Genomic DNA, 19,007 nt, shown 5'->3' with positions numbered 1-19,007 from the left:
TTAAGTTAAAGAGTTGTCTTTTTCGTTAGGGAATACTAATGTAGGCTTGAAAGTTTTGGCTTCTTCAAAATCTAAAATTCCATAAGAAATAATGATAATGATATCACCTCTGTGAACTTTCCTAGCAGCCGGTCCGTTTAGAGTAATTTCACCTGTGTTTTTAGGTCCTTTTATAGCATAAGTTTCTAAACGTTCGCCATTGTTAACATTAACAATTTGAACTTTTTCACCTTCAATGATATTTGCGGCTTCCATAAGAGCTTCGTCAATAGTAATACTACCGATATAATTTAAATCGGCTCCAGTTACAGAAACTCTGTGAATTTTTGATTTTACTACTTGTATTTGCATGGGGCAAAGTTAATTAATTCTAATAACAAAATAGAAAATTATTTCATTGAAATATTATCAATTAATCTAATATTTTCAATAAATACTGCTATAAATCCTCTGTAATTTTTATTCTCCACTTTGTTTTTACAAGGGAGCAAAGTTTCTTCATCTGCAATTTCAAAGTATTCAAGTTCAAAATTTGGATGATTTAAAAACTCATTTTTTACAAAATCAATGGTTTCTTCTGTGCTATGATTTTCAAAAAAAAGTTTAGCCTTTTTAAGGATTTTATATATAATAGATGCTTCTTCTCTTGCATTTTGGGATAAGCGTTCATTTCTGGAACTCATGGCTAAACCGTTATCTTCTCTAAAAATAGGGCATCCTATTATTTTAGTTAAAATGTTTTGTTTTTCAACAAGTTTTTTTACGATTTGAAGTTGTTGAAAATCTTTTTCTCCAAAATAAGCTTGAAAAGGTTTTACTATTTCAAATAATTTAGTTAATATGGTTCCTACACCATCAAAATGTCCGGGTCTTTGCTTGCCTTCCATTTGATTTTCTAAGCCATCATAAACAAAATTTGAAGACTTAGTGTTGCCTTCATAAATATCATCAATACTAGGGTTAAATACAATAATAGATTCGGATAATTTTTGAACTAAATCAATATCTTTTTCTAATGTTCGAGGGTATTTTTCTAAATCTTCAAGATTGTTAAATTGGGTTGGATTAACAAATATACTTAATACTGTCAGTTCATTTTCTTGTAACGATTTTTCTAATAAAGATAAATGGCCTTTATGAAGTGCTCCCATTGTAGGTACGAACCCAATTTTTTTACCTTTTGAAACTGAATTAAGGAAATCTTTTAACTCAGATTTTTTGTTAAATATATTCATGTTTTAACCGAAATGAAATGCAAACTTACTACTATATAGTGAATAAGTCCATATTTTTTTGTAATTTTGCTCATCAAAAAATACAAATAATAATATTTTTTATTTATGACTGATAAGAGGATATTGTATGTATCATCTGAGGTAGTGCCTTATTTGGCAGAAAATGAGGTGTCTTTACAATCATATGAATTGCCTAAAATTATTAATGAAGTGGGTGGGCAAATTAGAATTTTTATGCCACGTTATGGTAATATAAATGAAAGAAGACATCAGTTGCATGAAGTGATTAGATTGTCGGGTATGAATCTTGTTGTGAACGACATGGACATGCCTTTAATCATAAAAGTTGCTTCAATTCCAAAAGAAAGAATTCAGGTTTATTTTATTGATAATGATGATTATTTTAAAAGGAAAGCTACTTTTTCTGATGAGGAAGGGGTGATGTACCCTGATAATGATGAAAGAGCTATTTTCTTTGCAAAAGGAGTTGTTGAAACAGTTAAGAAATTGAATTGGGTTCCAGATGTAATTCATGTGCACGGTTGGTTAGCATCTTTATTGCCAATTTATTTGAAGCATTATTATAAAGATGAAGGTATTTTTGGTGATACAAAAATTATTTCATCAGTGTATAATCAATCATTTGAAGGTTCTTTAGATTTAGAAATGGTAAATAAGTTAGCTTTTGATAATTTACCTGCAGAAGCTATTGAATTTTATAAACAGCCAACTTATGAAAACATGATGAAAGCTACAATTGATCATTCAGATGCTGTAATGATACCTGTTGAAGGCTTGTCGTCAGATTTAACAAAATATATAGAAACATCAAAAAAACCTTTTTTACCTTTCACCCCGAAAGAAAATTTAAAAGATGTCTATTTAGATTTTATTAAAAAAGAAGTTTTGTAACAATAAAAAGATTGTTTTTAAGTTAATTGAGGGCAGTTTTTTAAATTATTTAAAATGAAGAAAAATTTTAATTTAGTATTACTCGCTATTTCGTTAGTCTTTATTTCATGTGATAAAGAGTTTAATACTGTTGGGTCTGATTTGGTTGGTGATGAACATTTTGATTATAGTGTAGATCAAAACACAGAAATTAAAGCATATACGGTTGCTACTGGGGAAGTACAAACGAATAATTTGCCAATTAATCCTCTAGGAATTTATAGGAATGATGTATTTGGTACAACTGCAGCTAGTTTTGTTACTCAAGCTGGATTATCAATTGGTAACCCAGATTTTGGTACTAATGTTCAAGTTGAAAATGTTGTATTATATGTTCCCTTTTTTAGTCAGGTTGAATCAACAGATACTGATGGTAATTCTACGTACAAATTAGATTCTATTTATAGTAATAATTTTGATGTTGATGAAGATTTAAGTCAATTAGAAAATAAAAAATTCAAATTGAGTGTGTATGAAAGCGGCTATTTTTTGCAAAATGCACAGCCTAATGGGGATCTTCAAAAGTATTATTCTGACCTAACAGCTGAAATTGAGAGTTTAAAAAGAGGAAATGATGGTAGTGGTAACTCAATATTGGGCGGAGCGAGATTAAACGACAGTCCTGATGTAAGTCAAAATGATCTTTTTTATTTCAATAAAAATGAAATAAAAATTTATGAAAGAAAATTAAATGGTAGCGGTAATTATGTTTATGTAGATGCTTTGGGGAATGAGATTGCAGATCAGTCTGATGTTTCTCAACGTGTAGTTAAAGAAAGATTGGCTCCTGGTATTTATTTAGAACTGAATAGAGAGTATTTTAAAAACAGAATTTTAAATGCTTCGGAATCTAATTTGTTTAACAACAATTCTTTTAGAGATTATTTTAGAGGGCTTTATTTTAAAGTAGAAGAAATACCAGGTGTTGAAGCTGCAATGGCGGTATTGAATTTTAATAATGCTAAGTTAGATATTAATTATAAATCAATCTCTTCTGGTTCAACTACTGCGACTTCTAAGACCTATAAAATTAATATGGGTACTGGTTCTGGTTCAAATACAGTATCATTGTTCCAAGAAAATTTCAAACAGAGTTTTATTGATCACTTAAATCTTCCTCAAAATGATTATACTTCAGCATCTAATCCACTACTTGGTGCGAATGAAAAGTTATATCTTAAAGGAGGAAATGGTTCTGTTGTTTATATCGATTTGTTTGGACCGGACAATGATGGCGATCAAATTGCAGATCAGCTAGAAGTATATAGAAGTAAGAAGTGGATGATTAATGATGCATATATAGAATTTTATGTAGATAAATCAATAATGGATCCTTTGAAAAAATCAGAAGAACCTTTGAGGTTGTATTTGTTTGATGCAACAAATCAAAAAACTTTAATTGATTATATTGCTGATCCTACTACTAATAGCAATGTAAAATTGAATAAAAATACATTCGGTGGTGTTATAAACAGAGAAAACACACAAAATGGTGTTAAATATAAAATAAGAATAACTAACTTAATTAATAATATTTTTAATAGTGATAATGAAAATTTAAATAAAAATATTAAATTAGGATTGTGTGTAACAGAGACTATTAATGTTGCGTCGAATTTTTATTTTAAAAATTCAAAAAATATTGGTGGGAAAGAAATAAAATATTTTCCTGTTTCGTCAATTATGTCTTCAACAGGAACTGTAATTCATGGACCTAATAGTCTAGATGTTGATAAAAGATTAAAATTAACTATTCATTATACAAAACCTGATTAATATTTAAAAAGTATGTGTGGAATTGTAGGTTATATTGGCCATAGAGAGGCTTATCCAATTATAATAAAAGGATTGAAAAGACTAGAATACAGAGGGTATGATAGTGCAGGTGTTGTTTTGTATGATGGAGCAGATTTAAAATTAGCTAAAACAAAGGGTAAAGTTTCAGATTTAGAAGCTCGTGTGGCGCAAGAAATTTCTACCAACGGAAACATAGGAATGGGGCATACGCGTTGGGCTACTCATGGTGTGCCTAATGATGTGAATTCACATCCTCATTTATCTAATTCAGGTAATTTAGTTGTGGTGCACAATGGAATTATTGAGAATTATGAGCCTTTAAAAAAGGAATTAATCAATAGAGGATATACTTTTAAATCAGACACAGATACAGAAGTATTAATAAACTTAATTGAAGAAGTTCAGAAAAAAGAAAACTTAAAACTTGGAAAAGCGGTTCAGGTGGCTTTAAATCAGGTGGTAGGGGCTTATGCGATTGTGGTTTTTGATAAAAATAAACCAGACGAATTAGTTGCTGCTAGATTGGGTTCTCCTTTAGCAATTGGTATTGGTGAAGATGAATATTTCATTGCTTCTGATGCTTCTCCATTTATTGAATATACATCGAACGCTATCTATTTGGAAGACGAAGAGATGGCCATTATTCGTTTGAATAAATCATTAAAAGTTAGAAAAATTAAAGATGACTCATTAGTAGATCCTTATATTCAAGAGTTGCAAATGAATTTGGAGCAGATTGAAAAAGGGGGGTACGAGCATTTTATGTTGAAAGAAATCTATGAGCAACCAAATGTTATCAAAGATACTTACAGAGGTCGTTTATTAGCAAATAAAGGAATCATTCAAATGTCTGGTGTTGAAGATAATTTGGAAAAATTCTTAAATGCAAAACGAATTTTAATAGTAGCTTGTGGAACATCTTGGCATGCTGGATTAGTTGCTGAATACATCATAGAAGAGTTTTCGAGAATACCAGTAGAAGTTGAATATGCTTCTGAATTTAGATACAGAAATCCAATTATTAATAGTGACGATATTGTGATTGCTATATCACAGTCTGGTGAAACGGCTGATACATTAGCGGCAATCAAATTAGCTAAAGAAAATGGAGCATTTGTTTTTGGTGTGTGTAACGTTGTAGGTTCTTCAATTTCAAGAGAGACTCATGCGGGAGCTTACACCCATGCAGGTCCAGAAATTGGGGTGGCTTCAACTAAAGCATTTACAACTCAAATTACTATCTTAACTCTTTTGGCTTTACGTTTGGCAAAAGCTAAAGGATCGATGAATCATGCAGATTATCAAAGATACTTGTTGGAGTTAGAAATGATTCCAGAAAAAGTACAAGAGGCATTGTTAACAAACGAGATATCTAAGCAAATTGCAGCGATTTATAAAGACGCATCTAATTGCTTGTATTTAGGAAGAGGGTATAACTTCCCAGTAGCATTAGAAGGAGCCTTAAAGTTAAAAGAGATATCTTATATCCACGCAGAAGGTTATCCAGCGGCTGAAATGAAACACGGTCCAATTGCTTTGATTGATGAGCAGATGCCAGTAATTGTAATTGCGCCTAATAAAGGGCATTATGATAAAGTGGTAAGTAATATACAAGAAATCAAATCGAGAAGCGGTAAGATTATTGCGGTAGTAACTAAAGGCGATACACAAGTAAAAGAATTGGCAGATCACGTGATTGAAATTCCAGAAACTTCAGAAGCTTTAACGCCATTATTAACTACAATTCCATTGCAATTGTTATCGTATCATATTGCTGTGTTGAGAGGTTGTAACGTAGATCAGCCTAGAAATTTAGCAAAATCAGTTACAGTAGAATAATATAAAAAAAGCGAAATTTGTTGTTTCGCTTTTTTTATTGCGAAAAAAATAAAAATTAATTGCAAATTTGTTTTTAAAAGAACTATCTTTGCACCCGAAAAAATACTTCATTTTTTCATATCTAAATAGCTATTAAATAAATACATAAGCAATGTCTAAAGTTACAGGAAAAGTTGCACAGATTATTGGACCAGTAGTAGATGTGGTATTTAACACTGCAAATGCTGAGTTGCCAAAAATTTATGATTCATTAGAAATTACTAAAACAGACGGTACTAAATTAGTATTAGAAGTTCAATCTCACATTGGTGAAGATACAGTTCGTACAATCTCTATGGACTCTACTGACGGTTTGTCAAGAGGAACTGAAGCGGTTGCTACAGGAGCTGCAATTCAAATGCCAATTGGACAAGATGTGTTTGGTCGTTTATTTAACGTAATTGGTGATGCAATTGACGGTTTAGGTGATTTACCTAAAGAAGGTTCAAATGGTTTACCAATTCACAGACCAGCTCCTAAATTTGAAGACTTATCAACTTCTACTGAAGTTTTATTTACAGGTATTAAAGTAATCGACTTAATTGAGCCTTATGCAAAAGGAGGTAAAATTGGTTTATTCGGTGGTGCAGGTGTAGGTAAAACAGTATTGATTCAGGAGTTGATTAATAATATTGCTAAAGGTCACGGTGGTTTATCAGTATTTGCTGGTGTAGGTGAAAGAACTCGTGAAGGAAATGACCTTTTAAGAGAGATGTTAGAATCTGGAATTATTAAATATGGTGATGATTTCATGCACTCTATGGAAAATGGAGGTTGGGATTTATCTAAAGTAGATAAAGCTGGTATGAAAGATTCAAAAGCTACGTTTGTTTTCGGACAAATGAATGAGCCGCCTGGTGCTCGTGCTCGTGTAGCTTTGTCTGGTTTAACAATTGCTGAATATTTCCGTGATGGAGCAGGAGATGGACAAGGAAAAGACGTACTTTTCTTCGTTGATAACATCTTCCGTTTTACACAAGCAGGATCTGAAGTATCTGCGTTATTAGGACGTATGCCATCTGCAGTAGGTTACCAACCTACATTAGCAACAGAGATGGGAGCGATGCAAGAGCGTATTACTTCAACTAAAAAAGGATCAATTACTTCAGTACAAGCAGTATATGTACCTGCGGACGACTTAACTGACCCGGCTCCTGCAACTACGTTTGCCCACTTAGATGCAACAACTGTATTGTCTCGTAAAATTGCTGAGTTAGGTATTTATCCAGCGGTAGATCCATTAGATTCTACTTCTCGTATCTTAACTCCTGAAATTTTAGGTGACGAGCACTATAACTGTGCGCAAAGAGTGAAAGAAATTTTACAACGTTACAAACAATTACAAGATATCATTGCTATCTTAGGTATGGAAGAGTTATCTGAAGAAGATAAATTAGTAGTAGCACGTGCTCGTAAAGTACAACGTTTCTTATCTCAACCGTTCCACGTAGCAGAACAGTTTACAGGTATTCCAGGTGTATTAGTAGATATTAAAGATACAATTAAAGGGTTTAATATGATTATGGATGGTGAATTAGATCACTTACCAGAAGCAGCATTCAACTTAAAAGGAAGTATCCAAGATGCTATCGAAGCTGGAGAGAAAATGTTAGCTGAAGCAAAATAATTTAGTTTTCAGTGTTCAGTTATAAACTTTTCACTTTTTACTAATCACTAATTACTAAATAAAATGATTTTAGAAATTGTATCACCAGAAGCAACATTATTCAAAGGAGAAGTTATTTCTGTAGCTGTTCCAGGAATTAACGGTGAATTCCAAATGTTGAATAATCACGCGCCTATTGTTTCATTATTAACAAAAGGTAATGTGAAAATTAATGCTTCGTCTTTTAAAATTGAGAAAGAAAACCTTTCTAAATTTACAAAAGTAAACGAGCAAACATATTGGTTGCCAATTAATTCTGGTACAATCGAAATGAATAATAATAAGGTAATTGTCTTAGCTGACTAATCTTTATTTATAAATATTACTAAATCCCGTTGATTTTTTCTTCGGGATTTTTTTATTTTTACGATATGAATGAGAAAAAGAAATATGTTGAAATTTATAATGATACGCTAAATAATCTTGAAATTTTTATTGCTTCAGTTTTATTTACAATTACTATATCTCTAATTGGCTATTATTTTTATTTAGGATTTGAAATTGGATTTAATATTAATTGGTTTAAAATGTCACCAAGTTTTATTTCAGTTAGTTGTTCCTTTTTAGTTCCAGCAATTAAAATGTCAGAAGTTAATGTTTTACAAATTTCTGATGATAATTCCGAAATCATTCATAGTTATATGGTAGGGATTTATAAAAAAACAAATCATATTTTTCCTGAGGAAATACAATATGTTGCCATAAATAAAGAATTTAGTTATAATGTTAATTTATGGTATTATGAAAATGGGTATAAAAATTTTAAAATTGCAAGTTATTATAAAAAAAATATAGCTTTTGGTCATTCTAAACTATTAGCAAAAACTCTGAAAATTGACTTGTTAGATAAAATAAATGTTCATAAGCCCATTTGGACAGAATATAAAGATTTATGAAATTTCCAAAATCACTTTCCGAAAAATTAAATTTACGTGAAGAAACACATGCTTTACGAAAATTACCAATTGATACAAATGGAATTGATTTTTCTTCCAATGATTATTTAGGATTTGCACAAAACAGTGATTTGTTTGACAGAATACACCATTTTTTAGTTGACCAAAATATTAAATTCAATGGAGCAACTGGTTCCCGATTAATTTCAGGGAATCATCATTTATACACTATTACTGAAGATTTTATTGCTCAATTTCATGAATCGGAAGCGGCTTTACTTTTTAATTCGGGTTACGACGCCAATATTGGTTTTTTTAGTGCGGTTCCTCAACGAAATGATATAGTTTTATACGATGAATTATGTCATGCTTCTATTCGTGATGGGATACAAATGGGAACAGCTAAATCATATAAATTTCAGCATAATGATTATGAAGATTTAGAAGAGAAGCTTAAAAAATATTACGCTTTAAAAACAGATAATTTTTCTATTTATGTAGTCACAGAATCCGTTTTTTCAATGGATGGGGATAGCCCAAATTTTGAGTCGATTTTAAATTTGTGTCAGCAATATAAAGCTTATTTAGTGGTTGATGAAGCACATGCTTTAGGTGTTTTTGGTGAAAAAGGGGAAGGCTTACTTCAATTTCAAAAGTTACATAAAAAAGTTTTTGCTCGAATCATGACTTTTGGAAAAGGATTAGGCTGTCATGGAGCGGTAATTTTGGGAAGTTCAGAACTGAAGTCTTATTTGATAAATTTTGCTAGAAGTTTTATTTATACCACAGGCTTATCTCCACATGCTGTCGCAACTATTTTAATGGCTTATAAAGAATTAAAGCATTCACATCAAATACAGTTGTTGAAAGAAAATGTAACTTATTTTAATCAGCAAAAACAATTATTTGGGTTAAAACCTCTTTTTATTTACAGTAAATCGGCCATACATTCTGCCATTATTCCTGGAAATGAAAAAGTTAAAAATGTTGCGTTACATATCCAAAATAAAGGTTTTGAAGTGAAACCAATTTTGTCGCCTACGGTACCAGAAGGTCAAGAACGCTTGCGGATTTGTATTCATTCTTATAATACACAAGAACAAATTAGTCAATTGTTAATGGTTTTAACCGAAGCCTTATTAAATTAAAAAACCGTTTCTAAGGAAACGGTTTTTATTTGGGGATTAAAGGGATTATTTTTTTAGATCGAATCGGTCTAAGTTCATTACTTTCGTCCAAGCCGCTATAAAATCTGAAATGAATTTATTTTTGGCATCAGCGCTAGCATATACTTCTGCCAAAGCTCTTAATTCTGAGTTTGAACCAAAAATTAAGTCAGCACGAGTAGCAGTCCATTTAATTTGATTGGTTTTACTGTCTCTTCCTTCAAACACTTCGTTCGACTCATCTTTCGCTTTCCAAACAGTGCCCATATCTAATAATTTTACAAAGAAATCATTGGTTAATTGGTCTTTCTTATCTGAAAAAATACCGTTTTTAGAGTTGTCATAATTAGCATTTAAAGCACGCATTCCACCTATTAAAACGGTCATTTCTGGTGCAGTTAAAGTTAATAATTGGGCTTTGTCTACTAATAATGCTTCAGTAGGAATGGTGTATTTAGTTTTTAAATAATTTCTAAAACCATCGGCTTGTGGTTCTAATACCGCAAATGAAGCAACATCAGTTTGTGCTTGTGTAGCATCCATTCTTCCTGGGCTAAAAGGTACTTCTACTTTTTGACCAGCATTTTTAGCGGCTTGTTCTACACCTACATTTCCTGCCAATACAATTAAATCTGCCAATGAAATTTTTATATCGTTTGATTTGTCATTGAACTCTTTTTGAATTTTTTCTAATACAGTTAAAACTTTATTTAATTGTTTTGGATTATTCACCTCCCAATTTCTTTGTGGTTCTAAACGTATTCTTGCACCATTAGCACCTCCTCTTCTGTCAGTTCCTCTGTAAGTTGAAGCAGAAGCCCAAGCCGTTGAAATCATCTCGCTTACTGTTAAACCAGAATTTAATATACTCGATTTTAATTTTTCAATTTCTTTTTTTCCAACTAATTTGTGATTAACAGCTGGAATAGGGTCTTGCCAAATTAAATCTTCTTTTGGTGCTTCAGGTCCTAAGTAAGTAGATTTTGGCCCCATATCTCTGTGAGTTAATTTAAACCAAGCTCTAGCAAATGCATCATTGAACGCTGCAGGGTTTTCCATAAACTTTCTTGAAATTTTCTCATATACCGGATCAAATCGTAATGATAAATCGGTTGTCAACATAGTAGGTTTATGTCTTTTGTTTTGATCAAAAGCATCCGGAATTACTAAGTCGTTTGTTTTAGCAGTCCATTGGTGTGCACCAGCGGGACTTTTGGTCAATTCCCAATCGTATTTAAATAATATTCTAAAGAAATCTTGATTCCATTGATCTGGAGTTGATGTCCAAGTTACTTCTAAACCAGAGGTAATAGCATCTTGACCTTTCCCCGATTTGTAACTGCTTTTCCAACCTAAACCTTGTTCTTCGATGCCTGCTGCTTCTGGGTCTGGACCAACTAGTTTAGCATCTCCAGCACCATGGGCTTTACCTAAAGTATGTCCACCTGCGATCAAAGCAACCGTTTCTTCATCATTCATTCCCATTCGGCCAAATGTTTCTCTAATGTCTTTAGCAGCTAATAGTGGATCAGGATTGCCATTTGGTCCTTCCGGATTAACATAAATTAATCCCATTTGTACGGCAGCAAGTGGGTTCTCTAATTTACGATCGGCTGTGTATCTTTTATCGTCTAACCATTTTTTTTCGGATCCCCAATATACATGAGATTCTGGTTCCCAAACATCTTCACGGCCTCCTGCAAATCCAAAAGTTTTAAAACCGGCTTTTTCTAAAGCTACATTTCCAGTTAAAATCATTAAATCCGCCCAAGAAATTTTATTGCCATATTTTTGTTTAATTGGCCATAATAATCTTCGAGCTTTGTCTAAATTTCCATTGTCTGGCCAGCTATTTAATGGTGCAAATCGTTGCTGTCCAGCTCTTGATCCTCCTCGACCATCACCCGTTCTGTAGGTTCCAGCACTGTGCCATGCCATTCGAATGAATAATCCTGAATAACTGCCAAAATCGGCAGGCCACCAGTCTTGTGATTGGGTCATTAAATCGGTTAAATCTTTTTTCAAAGCATTGTAATCTAAAGATTGAAAAGCTTTTGAATAATCAAAATTCGGATCTGGATTGGACAAATTCGAATTCTTTCTAAGTAAACTTAAATCCAATTGGTTCGGCCACCATTCTTTGTTTTTATCTGTTTGGCTACCTATTCCATTGGGATTGAAAGTGTTAGTTGTATTGGTACTCATGTTCTGGTAATTGTCATGAGGGCCACCCATTTTTCCGTCTTTGCCAACGGTATACGTTTTTCCTGTTACCGGACAAGTTACTGTTTCTTGTGCCATAGTGACTGTTGTTAAAATTAAACTTGTAAGTAGAATTGCTTTTTTCATGATAATAGCTTTTTTATTATGTTACAAAGTTCACGGTTTTATGAATCGATTTTTATTAGCTTAGCATGTTAGTTCTTATTTCCATATAGATAAAATCAATAATTTGTCTAGTTAAATGATAGTTTTTGATTATTGAATATGTTGAATTTAATATCTTTTTTATACCTAATTTTATATCGAATAAAGTAATTTTATGTTTTAAATAAAATCTATGTCTAAATTTCATAAAATAGCGGTTTATCAATATGTTGCCGAGGCGATGTTGTTTAAAGGAAAGCTCGAATCGGAAGGAATTGAAGTTTTTCTTCAAGATGAAAATACTATTAATACAGATCCACTTTTAAGTAATGCTATTGGTGGTGTTAAGCTTTTGGTTCGAAAAGAAGATGTTATGCAAGCTAAGCAAATATTGAATTCAATTCCTGAATATTCGGTAGATGAACATGGCGATTTGTTAAAATGTCCAAAATGTGGTGCTGCTACAATAGAATATTTAACTACAGTATCCGATTTTAAATCTTTAATTAGTTTTGTTTTTGGATTATTATTGAATATTTTTCCTTTTTATACAAAATATAAATACCGTTGCGAAAATTGTAATTTTGAGTTTTAAATTTATAATTCGACACAGATATAACAGATTTTGCAGATTAATATCATGAATAAATTATTACATAAAGAAGTTTCTGAAAAAATTTTAAAAGCATACTATAATGTTTATAATTCATTAGGATATGGATTTTTAGAACGTGTTTATCAAAATTCAATGTATTATGAATTAATTGATTTAGGATTAGATGTTGTTGCTCAAAAACAGATTAAAGTATATTATAAAGGTAAAATTGTTGGAGAATATTTTGCAGATTTAATAGTTGAAAATAAAATAATAGTTGAGCTTAAAGCAACAAGTGTATTAATACAATCTCATAGTACTCAATTATATAATTATTTAAAAACAACAAATATTGAAGTTGGATTATTGCTAAATTTTGGTGAAGAGGCAGAATTTGAGCGAATAATTATAACTAATGATAAGAAAAAAAATTTAAATAATCAGTGTAATCTGAAATAATCAGTGTTTAAAATTAAACAATTATGAAATTATTTATAACAGGCATTGGAACCGATGTTGGTAAAACGGTTGCTTCTGCAATTGTTGTTGAAGCCTTAGAGGCAGATTATTGGAAACCCGTACAGGCCGGAGATTTAGATTATTCAGATACAGATAAAATAAAAAGTAGAGTTTCCAATACCACTACAGTTTTTCATCCGAATGCTTATGCATTACATACACCGGCAAGTCCACATTTAGCAGCTGAAATAGATGGAATAACAATAAATTTGAAAGACATCAATGAGCCTAAAACCAAAAATCATTTAGTAATTGAAGGAGCAGGAGGTGTTTTTGTTCCGTTAAATGATAAAGATTGTGTGATTGATTTAATTCAGCCCGATTATAAAGTAATAATTGTTTCACGTCACTATTTAGGAAGTATCAACCATACTTTATTAACTATTGAAGCATTAAAGTCAAGGAATATTTCTATAGCTGGAATTATTTTTTCCGGAGATGAAAATCAAGCTACAGAAAATATTATCTTATCAAAATCTAAACTTCCTATGTTAGGTCGCATAGAAAATGAACCTTATTTTGATGAAAATGTGGTGAAGTATTATGCGGATATGTTTAAGGAAGTACTTTTACAGTTATAACTTATTTAATTTCGATTTACAACTTGTCTTTTATACCTTTGCGTTTAATTCCCAATCTATTCTTGAAATGACACTTTCTGAAAAAGACGCTTTATACAATTGGCATCCTTATAATCAACATCAAATTTATTCTCATTTTCCTGCTATAATAAAAGGGGAGAATGAATTTTTATGGGATGAACATGGGAAGCAGTATATAGATGCTATTGCTTCTTGGTGGGTCAATCCTTTTGGTCATTCTAATTCAAGTATTGCGGATGCGATTTATAAACAATTAACAACATTAGAACATGTTTTATTTGGTGGTTTTACCCATAATAAAGCAGTTGAATTAGCCGAAAAGTTAGCCCAAATTTTACCTTCAAATCAAAAGAAATTTTTCTATTCCGATAATGGTTCAACAGCGGTTGAAGTTGCCATTAAAGCCGCTATGCAATTTCATTTTAATAAAGGAATTAAAAAAGATACCATAATAGCATTTGAAGATGCGTTTCATGGCGATACTTTTGGCGCCATGGCTGTCAGCGGCATTGGTTTATTTACAGAAGCATTTAAAGATTCCTTATTAAAGGTTGTTCGAATTCCTGTTCCAACCCAAGGAAAAGAAGAAGCAAGTAAACAGGCTTTAAAAAATGCCCTATTGGAACATAAGGTTGCGGCCTTTATTTTTGAACCTTTAGTGTTAGGCGCGGCTGGAATGGTTATGTATGAAGCTTCTGTTCTTGATGAATTAATCAATATTTGTAAGGAATATCAAGTTTTTACTATAGCGGATGAAGTGATGACTGGTTTCGGTAAAACGGGAACCTTGTTTGCATCGCTACAGTTAGATAGTAAACCAGACATGATGTGTTTGTCAAAAGCATTGACGGGAGGTACAATTCCTATGGCTATTACAACTTTTACTCATGAAATATTTGAGGGTTTTATAAGTTCAAATACCAATCATGCTTTTTTTCATGGTCATACTTTTACGGCCAATCCAACGGGTTGTGCAGCAGCATTAGCGAGTATTACATTACATGAAGCAGAAGAAACTAAAAATAATATTTCTAGAATTCATGGTTTACATTTAGATTTTCAACACTATATACAGCGCCATACTCGGGTAAAAACAACACGAGTTAAAGGTGTTATTTTTGCATTGGAAATTGAAGTTGAAGAACAACAAACATATTACAGTGATTTTAGAAATAAATTATATAATTATTTTATTGCTAGAGGTGTAATTTTAAGGCCCGTAGGTAACATTGTTTATATTCTACCGCCGTATTGTATTTCCAATGAGAGTTTGAACAAAGTATATCAAGTAATTGAAGATGCTTTAAATGAAGTAACATGTTAAAAGAACCTATTTATATTCAATCGTGTAATTCTATTTCTGCTTTAGGTAGAGACAAAGAAGAAATTTGGAAAAATTATTTAACAAAAAATCATTTATTTACCAAATTAAGTTCTTCTCATTTCAATCGATTTGTTTCTAAAATTGACGAAGATGATAATGAGTTTTTGCTGCAAATACGGTCTTCGGATAGTAAATACAAGCATATTGATCGTTCCGTTTTGATGGCACTCTACGTAAGTAGACGGGCTTTTCTAGAAGCTAAGAATACGGATTTGAATATGGGGATCAATTTTGGTTCTTCACGTGGAGCAACAGAATTATTCGAAAAATATTTCGAAGAGTTTCGAAATACACAACAAGTTTCAACGTTTACTTCACCGGCAACGACTTTGGGCAACATTGCGAGTTGGGTTGCTCATGACTTACAATTACATGGTCCAGAAATATCGCATTCAATCACTTGTTCAACCGGATTACATGCGGTATTAAATGGAATTGCTTGGTTGCAAGCGGGTTTTTCTCAATCTTTTTTAGTAGGTGCAAGCGAAGCTTCATTAACACCTTTTACTTTAGCTCAATTGGCTGCTTTAAAAGTCTATTCAAATTATGAAGATGATTTTCCAAATAAGGCGTTGGATATTTCTAAAAAATATAATTCAATGATTTTGGGAGAAGCTGCTGTAGCTCTAGTTTTATCTAAGCAAGGCGATAATGCTTTAGGTAAAATTATTGGAATAGGTTTTGCAACCGAAATTTTAAGTAGTGGAACCTCTATTTCAGCAGATGCATTATGTTTTCAAAAATCTATGAAAATGGCAATTGGAGAACTTGAACCATCTTCTGTGGATGCTATAATTATGCATGCTCCGGGTACTATACAAGGTGATCTTACAGAGTTTCATGCTATTCAAAAATTATTTGGCAAGAACATACCATTATTAACCTCTAACAAATGGAAAGTGGGGCATACTTTTGCAACTTCTGGACTTTTAAGTATGGAATTAGCTTTGTTAATGTTAGAAAAACAACATTTTATTTCTTCACCTTTTTATCCTCAAAATTCTGAAAAACTTCGGCCCGCAGTGTGCTCGGAAGGCCGTAGGTTTATGGTGGAAATGCGGTCAGTATTTTAATTGAAAGATAAAAAAAATGCTCCAATTATAATTGGAGCATTTTTTTTATGAATTTATATTTTATAGTAAATTTAAAACAGAATCTGGGAATATACCAATAATCAATAAAAGTACTGTAGCTACAATTCCTACGATATAATATTCAGAATGGTTTGCTAATACATTATCTTCGGATTCCTCTTTCAAGTACATGGCAATAATTACTTTAAAATAGTAATAAATGGCAATCATTGAATTAATTATAGCGAATATGGCTAATCCTATATAACCATCAGTGATGATTTGACTTAATATGAAGAATTTACCAAAGAATCCAGCTAATATTGGAATACCAGCCATAGACAATGTTGCTACAGTCATGATGAAAGCCATAATTGGTGATCTTTTTCCTAATCCATTAAAGTTTTCAATCTTACAATTATCTTCTTTTTTGGTAACAAATAAAACAACAGAAAAAGCAGCTAATCCAGCAATGGCATATGAAACAGTGTAAAACAATAAGTTGTTTTGAGAATTTTCAACATTTAATAAAGTCATCAACATAAATCCAGTATGAGAAATACCAGAATAAGCTAATATACGTTTTAATTTTCTTTGACGTAACGCCATAACGTTACCAAAAAACATAGTTGCAATAGTTACTACTACAATAACTTGTTTGTATTCATCATACATATACGTATTTAAAATACCAACTAACTTAAAGAAAGCAGCCATAGCTGTAACTTTTGCTAAAGTACTCATTAAAGCCGTAATCTGCGTTGGAGAACCTTCGTATACATCTGGAGCCCAAAAGTGCATTGGAGTAGCTGCTACTTTAAATAACATTCCAATAGTAATCATGATAACTCCAATATAGAACCAATATTCAGTAGTAGCTGACATAGAAGCTTCTTTTAAAGTAGGTACATCAAAAGCACCAGTTGCTCCATATAACATAGCTATACCAAATAATAAAATTCCAGATGCAAAAGAACCCATCAAGAAATATTTCATTCCAGCTTCGTTACTTTTTACGTTTAATCGGTCACTACCTGCTAATACATATAATCCGATTGATAAAACTTCAATTCCTAAAAAGAACATTGAAATATTATTAAAAGTTACCATTGCAACTGCTCCTGATAATATAAATACCTTTATCGAAATAAAGTCAGATACTTTAGAACTTTTTGCATAACTCGGTGCACTTAATAATATTAACATTCCAGTTAATAAGATGAATAAACTTGAAAATACTTTTCCAAAATCATCTACAAAAATCATAGATTCATAACCTGTAATTACAGGTAAATTATCAGTAAGATTTAAACCAAATAAAGCTAAAAGCGCCACTATGGTTACTGGAATAATTATTTTTCTAAGATTAAAAATCTCAAATAGTAAACAAAGTATTCCGATTCCTACTATAGCAATTAATGTACTCATTTCTTAAGGCTTCTTAGTTAATTTGATTTAAAATTGATTGTAAACTTGGTTCAATTAAATCGATAATTGGTTGAGGAAACAAACCAAAGAAGATTGTTACTCCTACAATTACGATTAATACAATACTTTCAGAAATTGATAGATCCTGAAAAGGTTTTGTGCTTTCACCTAACATACTTTTTTGGAACATACGTAACATATAAAATGCTCCTAAAATAATGGTAGTTCCTGCTATTATAGCATACCAAATATTTACTTTGAATAGGCTGTATAATAAATTGAATTCACCGATGAAATTAAATGTTGTAGGTAAGGCTACAGAGGCTAATAATACAATTAAGAATAATGAAGCAAAACGCGTTGCTTGAATTCTAATTCCGCCCATTTCATTGATATTGTATGTTTGATACCTAGAATAGATAATTTCTACAATGTAGAATAATCCAACGATAACTATTCCGTGAGATAACATTTGTAAAACAGCACCTTGAAATCCTTCATAGGTTAAAGAATACAAACCAGCGGCAATCAAACCCACGTGTGATAGGGAAGAATACGCCAACACTTTTTTGATATTCTTTTGTTTTAAAGTTAAAATAGCTCCATAAATCACTCCTATGATAGACAAAGTAACAATAATAGGAATATGTGCTTTAGCAGCCTCATCAGATAATGGTAATTGCCATCTTATTACACTGTATAATCCCATTTTTAACATAATTCCTGATAATAACATAGTACCAATAGATGGCGCTTTGCTATAGGTGTTTGCCTGCCATGAATGGAAAGGAACAATTGGAATTTTAATAGCATAAGCTAAAAAGAATGCCAAGAAAATATAAGTTTGTTCAGTGCTAGTTAATTTTAAGGTATATAATTTATCTATTGCAAAACTTCCACCTTTCGTGTATAAATAAATGAAAGCCAATAACATGAATAAAGAACCTGCAAAAGTATAGATGAAGAATTTCAAAATTGTTTTTCTTCGTTCTTCTTTATCGCCATTACCCCATCTTAATGCAATGAAATAAATTGGAATTAAAGCAATTTCCCAAAATATATAATATACAAAACCATCTGCAGCTAAAAATGTACCTGCCATTGCAGCTCCCATCACTAATATTAGACTGTAAATAGCCTTTTCGTCCTCAAATTTTGTCACAAATCCTGATGCAATAATTAAAGGCAACAATCCTGTAGTTAATAATAACATAGCCATTGATAAACCATCAACATGTAAAGCAAAATTGATTGCTGGTTTTGTTAACCATGGTAAATCTACATTCCAATTTTCACCTGCTAAATATCCATTTAGAGCCATTACAGATAATCCAAAAGCAGCAATACTTGTTAGTAGAGCTAATTTAGAGGCTAACTTGTTTCCTGAAAAGTAAGTTACAATTGCACCTACTAATAAAACCGTTAATATAATCCCTATATTCATTTCTAA

At 31.6% G+C, this 19,007-nt stretch carries 17 protein-coding genes; 12 read left to right on the top strand and 5 right to left on the bottom strand.

Annotated elements, in window-relative coordinates:
• Positions 1 to 351: an aspartate 1-decarboxylase gene (gene panD, locus KQS_RS12505; RefSeq protein ID WP_014389542.1), complete on the bottom strand. Its 351-nt coding sequence runs from the start codon at positions 349 to 351 to the stop codon at positions 1 to 3.
• A 38-nt stretch (positions 352 to 389) separates the two neighbouring features.
• Complete coding sequence (gene panC, locus KQS_RS12500; protein WP_014389541.1) at positions 390 to 1,235, bottom strand: pantoate--beta-alanine ligase; 846 nt, start codon at positions 1,233 to 1,235, stop codon at positions 390 to 392.
• 105 nt (positions 1,236 to 1,340) lie between these two features.
• Here panC and KQS_RS12495 point away from each other — a divergent pair, with 105 nt between their 5' ends.
• The 7 genes from KQS_RS12495 (at position 1,341) to KQS_RS12465 (ending at position 9,571) form a co-directional block, all read left to right on the top strand.
• Entirely contained in the window at positions 1,341 to 2,147 is an 807-nt protein-coding gene (locus KQS_RS12495) for a glycogen/starch synthase (protein ID WP_014389540.1), read from the top strand.
• Positions 2,148 to 2,201: 54 nt separating this feature from the next.
• Positions 2,202 to 3,962, top strand: a complete 1,761-nt coding sequence (locus KQS_RS12490) for a DUF4270 domain-containing protein (protein WP_014389539.1) — start codon at positions 2,202 to 2,204, stop codon at positions 3,960 to 3,962.
• A gap of 12 nt (positions 3,963 to 3,974) precedes the next feature.
• Positions 3,975 to 5,822, top strand: coding sequence for a glutamine--fructose-6-phosphate transaminase (isomerizing) (glmS, locus tag KQS_RS12485; RefSeq protein ID WP_014389538.1), 1,848 nt, complete (start codon positions 3,975 to 3,977; stop codon positions 5,820 to 5,822).
• Positions 5,823 to 5,973: 151 nt separating this feature from the next.
• Positions 5,974 to 7,488: a F0F1 ATP synthase subunit beta gene (gene atpD, locus KQS_RS12480; protein ID WP_014389537.1), complete on the top strand. Its 1,515-nt coding sequence runs from the start codon at positions 5,974 to 5,976 to the stop codon at positions 7,486 to 7,488.
• 63 nt (positions 7,489 to 7,551) lie between these two features.
• Positions 7,552 to 7,833 (top strand): F0F1 ATP synthase subunit epsilon, encoded by a 282-nt coding sequence (locus tag KQS_RS12475; RefSeq protein ID WP_014389536.1) that lies wholly within the window; start codon positions 7,552 to 7,554, stop codon positions 7,831 to 7,833.
• A 65-nt stretch (positions 7,834 to 7,898) separates the two neighbouring features.
• Positions 7,899 to 8,423 carry a hypothetical protein gene (locus KQS_RS12470; protein WP_014389535.1) on the top strand — a complete coding sequence of 175 codons (525 nt, stop codon included), beginning with the start codon at positions 7,899 to 7,901 and terminating at the stop codon, positions 8,421 to 8,423.
• On the top strand, positions 8,420 to 9,571 hold the full coding sequence (locus KQS_RS12465) for an aminotransferase class I/II-fold pyridoxal phosphate-dependent enzyme (protein ID WP_014389534.1): 1,152 nt from the start codon (positions 8,420 to 8,422) through the stop codon (positions 9,569 to 9,571). The genes KQS_RS12470 and KQS_RS12465 overlap by 4 nt, the downstream gene beginning before the upstream one ends.
• A 45-nt stretch (positions 9,572 to 9,616) precedes the next feature.
• On the opposite strand, the gene katG is transcribed toward KQS_RS12465, so the two are convergent.
• Positions 9,617 to 11,938, bottom strand: a complete 2,322-nt coding sequence (gene katG, locus KQS_RS12460; RefSeq protein ID WP_041252111.1) for a catalase/peroxidase HPI — start codon at positions 11,936 to 11,938, stop codon at positions 9,617 to 9,619.
• 211 nt (positions 11,939 to 12,149) lie between these two features.
• Between katG and KQS_RS12455 the strand changes: the two genes are divergently transcribed.
• The 5 genes from KQS_RS12455 to KQS_RS12435 all read left to right on the top strand — a co-directional run bounded on the left by KQS_RS12455 (position 12,150) and on the right by KQS_RS12435 (position 16,129).
• Positions 12,150 to 12,551: a putative signal transducing protein gene (locus tag KQS_RS12455; protein WP_014389532.1), complete on the top strand. Its 402-nt coding sequence runs from the start codon at positions 12,150 to 12,152 to the stop codon at positions 12,549 to 12,551.
• Between the two features lie 45 nt (positions 12,552 to 12,596).
• Positions 12,597 to 13,010, top strand: coding sequence for a GxxExxY protein (locus KQS_RS12450; protein WP_014389531.1), 414 nt, complete (start codon positions 12,597 to 12,599; stop codon positions 13,008 to 13,010).
• A 23-nt stretch (positions 13,011 to 13,033) separates the two neighbouring features.
• Positions 13,034 to 13,651, top strand: a complete 618-nt coding sequence (gene bioD, locus KQS_RS12445) for a dethiobiotin synthase (RefSeq protein WP_014389530.1) — start codon at positions 13,034 to 13,036, stop codon at positions 13,649 to 13,651.
• Between the two features lie 67 nt (positions 13,652 to 13,718).
• Positions 13,719 to 14,996, top strand: coding sequence for an adenosylmethionine--8-amino-7-oxononanoate transaminase (bioA, locus tag KQS_RS12440; RefSeq protein WP_014389529.1), 1,278 nt, complete (start codon positions 13,719 to 13,721; stop codon positions 14,994 to 14,996).
• Positions 14,990 to 16,129: a beta-ketoacyl synthase N-terminal-like domain-containing protein gene (locus tag KQS_RS12435; RefSeq protein ID WP_014389528.1), complete on the top strand. Its 1,140-nt coding sequence runs from the start codon at positions 14,990 to 14,992 to the stop codon at positions 16,127 to 16,129. Before bioA ends, KQS_RS12435 begins: the two co-directional genes overlap by 7 nt.
• A 60-nt stretch (positions 16,130 to 16,189) precedes the next feature.
• Here KQS_RS12435 and KQS_RS12430 read toward each other — a convergent pair whose 3' ends face one another.
• Both KQS_RS12430 and KQS_RS12425 read right to left on the bottom strand, forming a co-directional pair.
• Positions 16,190 to 17,557, bottom strand: coding sequence for an NADH-quinone oxidoreductase subunit N (locus tag KQS_RS12430; RefSeq protein ID WP_014389527.1), 1,368 nt, complete (start codon positions 17,555 to 17,557; stop codon positions 16,190 to 16,192).
• A gap of 13 nt (positions 17,558 to 17,570) precedes the next feature.
• Positions 17,571 to 19,001, bottom strand: a complete 1,431-nt coding sequence (locus KQS_RS12425) for a complex I subunit 4 family protein (RefSeq protein WP_014389526.1) — start codon at positions 18,999 to 19,001, stop codon at positions 17,571 to 17,573.
• Positions 19,002 to 19,007: the final 6 nt, after the last annotated feature.

It is taken from the genome of Flavobacterium indicum GPTSA100-9 = DSM 17447, assembly GCF_000455605.1.
Classification (GTDB): Bacteria; Bacteroidota; Bacteroidia; order Flavobacteriales; family Flavobacteriaceae; genus Flavobacterium; species Flavobacterium indicum.
The sequence above is the reverse complement of the archived record's forward strand: the minus strand, read 5'-3'. Positions and strand labels throughout refer to the sequence as shown.

Bases quoted from the DNA above. Each gene is read 5' to 3' on its own strand.
- panD (WP_014389542.1), bottom strand. From the start codon at position 351: ATGCAAATACAAGTAGTAAAATCAAAAATTCACAGAGTTTCTGTAACT.
- panC (WP_014389541.1), bottom strand. From the start codon at position 1,235: ATGAATATATTTAACAAAAAATCTGAGTTAAAAGATTTCCTTAATTCA.
- KQS_RS12495 (WP_014389540.1), top strand. From the start codon at position 1,341: ATGACTGATAAGAGGATATTGTATGTATCATCTGAGGTAGTGCCTTAT.
- KQS_RS12490 (WP_014389539.1), top strand. From the start codon at position 2,202: ATGAAGAAAAATTTTAATTTAGTATTACTCGCTATTTCGTTAGTCTTT.
- glmS (WP_014389538.1), top strand. From the start codon at position 3,975: ATGTGTGGAATTGTAGGTTATATTGGCCATAGAGAGGCTTATCCAATT.
- atpD (WP_014389537.1), top strand. From the start codon at position 5,974: ATGTCTAAAGTTACAGGAAAAGTTGCACAGATTATTGGACCAGTAGTA.
- KQS_RS12475 (WP_014389536.1), top strand. From the start codon at position 7,552: ATGATTTTAGAAATTGTATCACCAGAAGCAACATTATTCAAAGGAGAA.
- KQS_RS12470 (WP_014389535.1), top strand. From the start codon at position 7,899: ATGAATGAGAAAAAGAAATATGTTGAAATTTATAATGATACGCTAAAT.
- KQS_RS12465 (WP_014389534.1), top strand. From the start codon at position 8,420: ATGAAATTTCCAAAATCACTTTCCGAAAAATTAAATTTACGTGAAGAA.
- katG (WP_041252111.1), bottom strand. From the start codon at position 11,938: ATGAAAAAAGCAATTCTACTTACAAGTTTAATTTTAACAACAGTCACT.
- KQS_RS12455 (WP_014389532.1), top strand. From the start codon at position 12,150: ATGTCTAAATTTCATAAAATAGCGGTTTATCAATATGTTGCCGAGGCG.
- KQS_RS12450 (WP_014389531.1), top strand. From the start codon at position 12,597: ATGAATAAATTATTACATAAAGAAGTTTCTGAAAAAATTTTAAAAGCA.
- bioD (WP_014389530.1), top strand. From the start codon at position 13,034: ATGAAATTATTTATAACAGGCATTGGAACCGATGTTGGTAAAACGGTT.
- bioA (WP_014389529.1), top strand. From the start codon at position 13,719: ATGACACTTTCTGAAAAAGACGCTTTATACAATTGGCATCCTTATAAT.
- KQS_RS12435 (WP_014389528.1), top strand. From the start codon at position 14,990: ATGTTAAAAGAACCTATTTATATTCAATCGTGTAATTCTATTTCTGCT.
- KQS_RS12430 (WP_014389527.1), bottom strand. From the start codon at position 17,557: ATGAGTACATTAATTGCTATAGTAGGAATCGGAATACTTTGTTTACTA.
- KQS_RS12425 (WP_014389526.1), bottom strand. From the start codon at position 19,001: ATGAATATAGGGATTATATTAACGGTTTTATTAGTAGGTGCAATTGTA.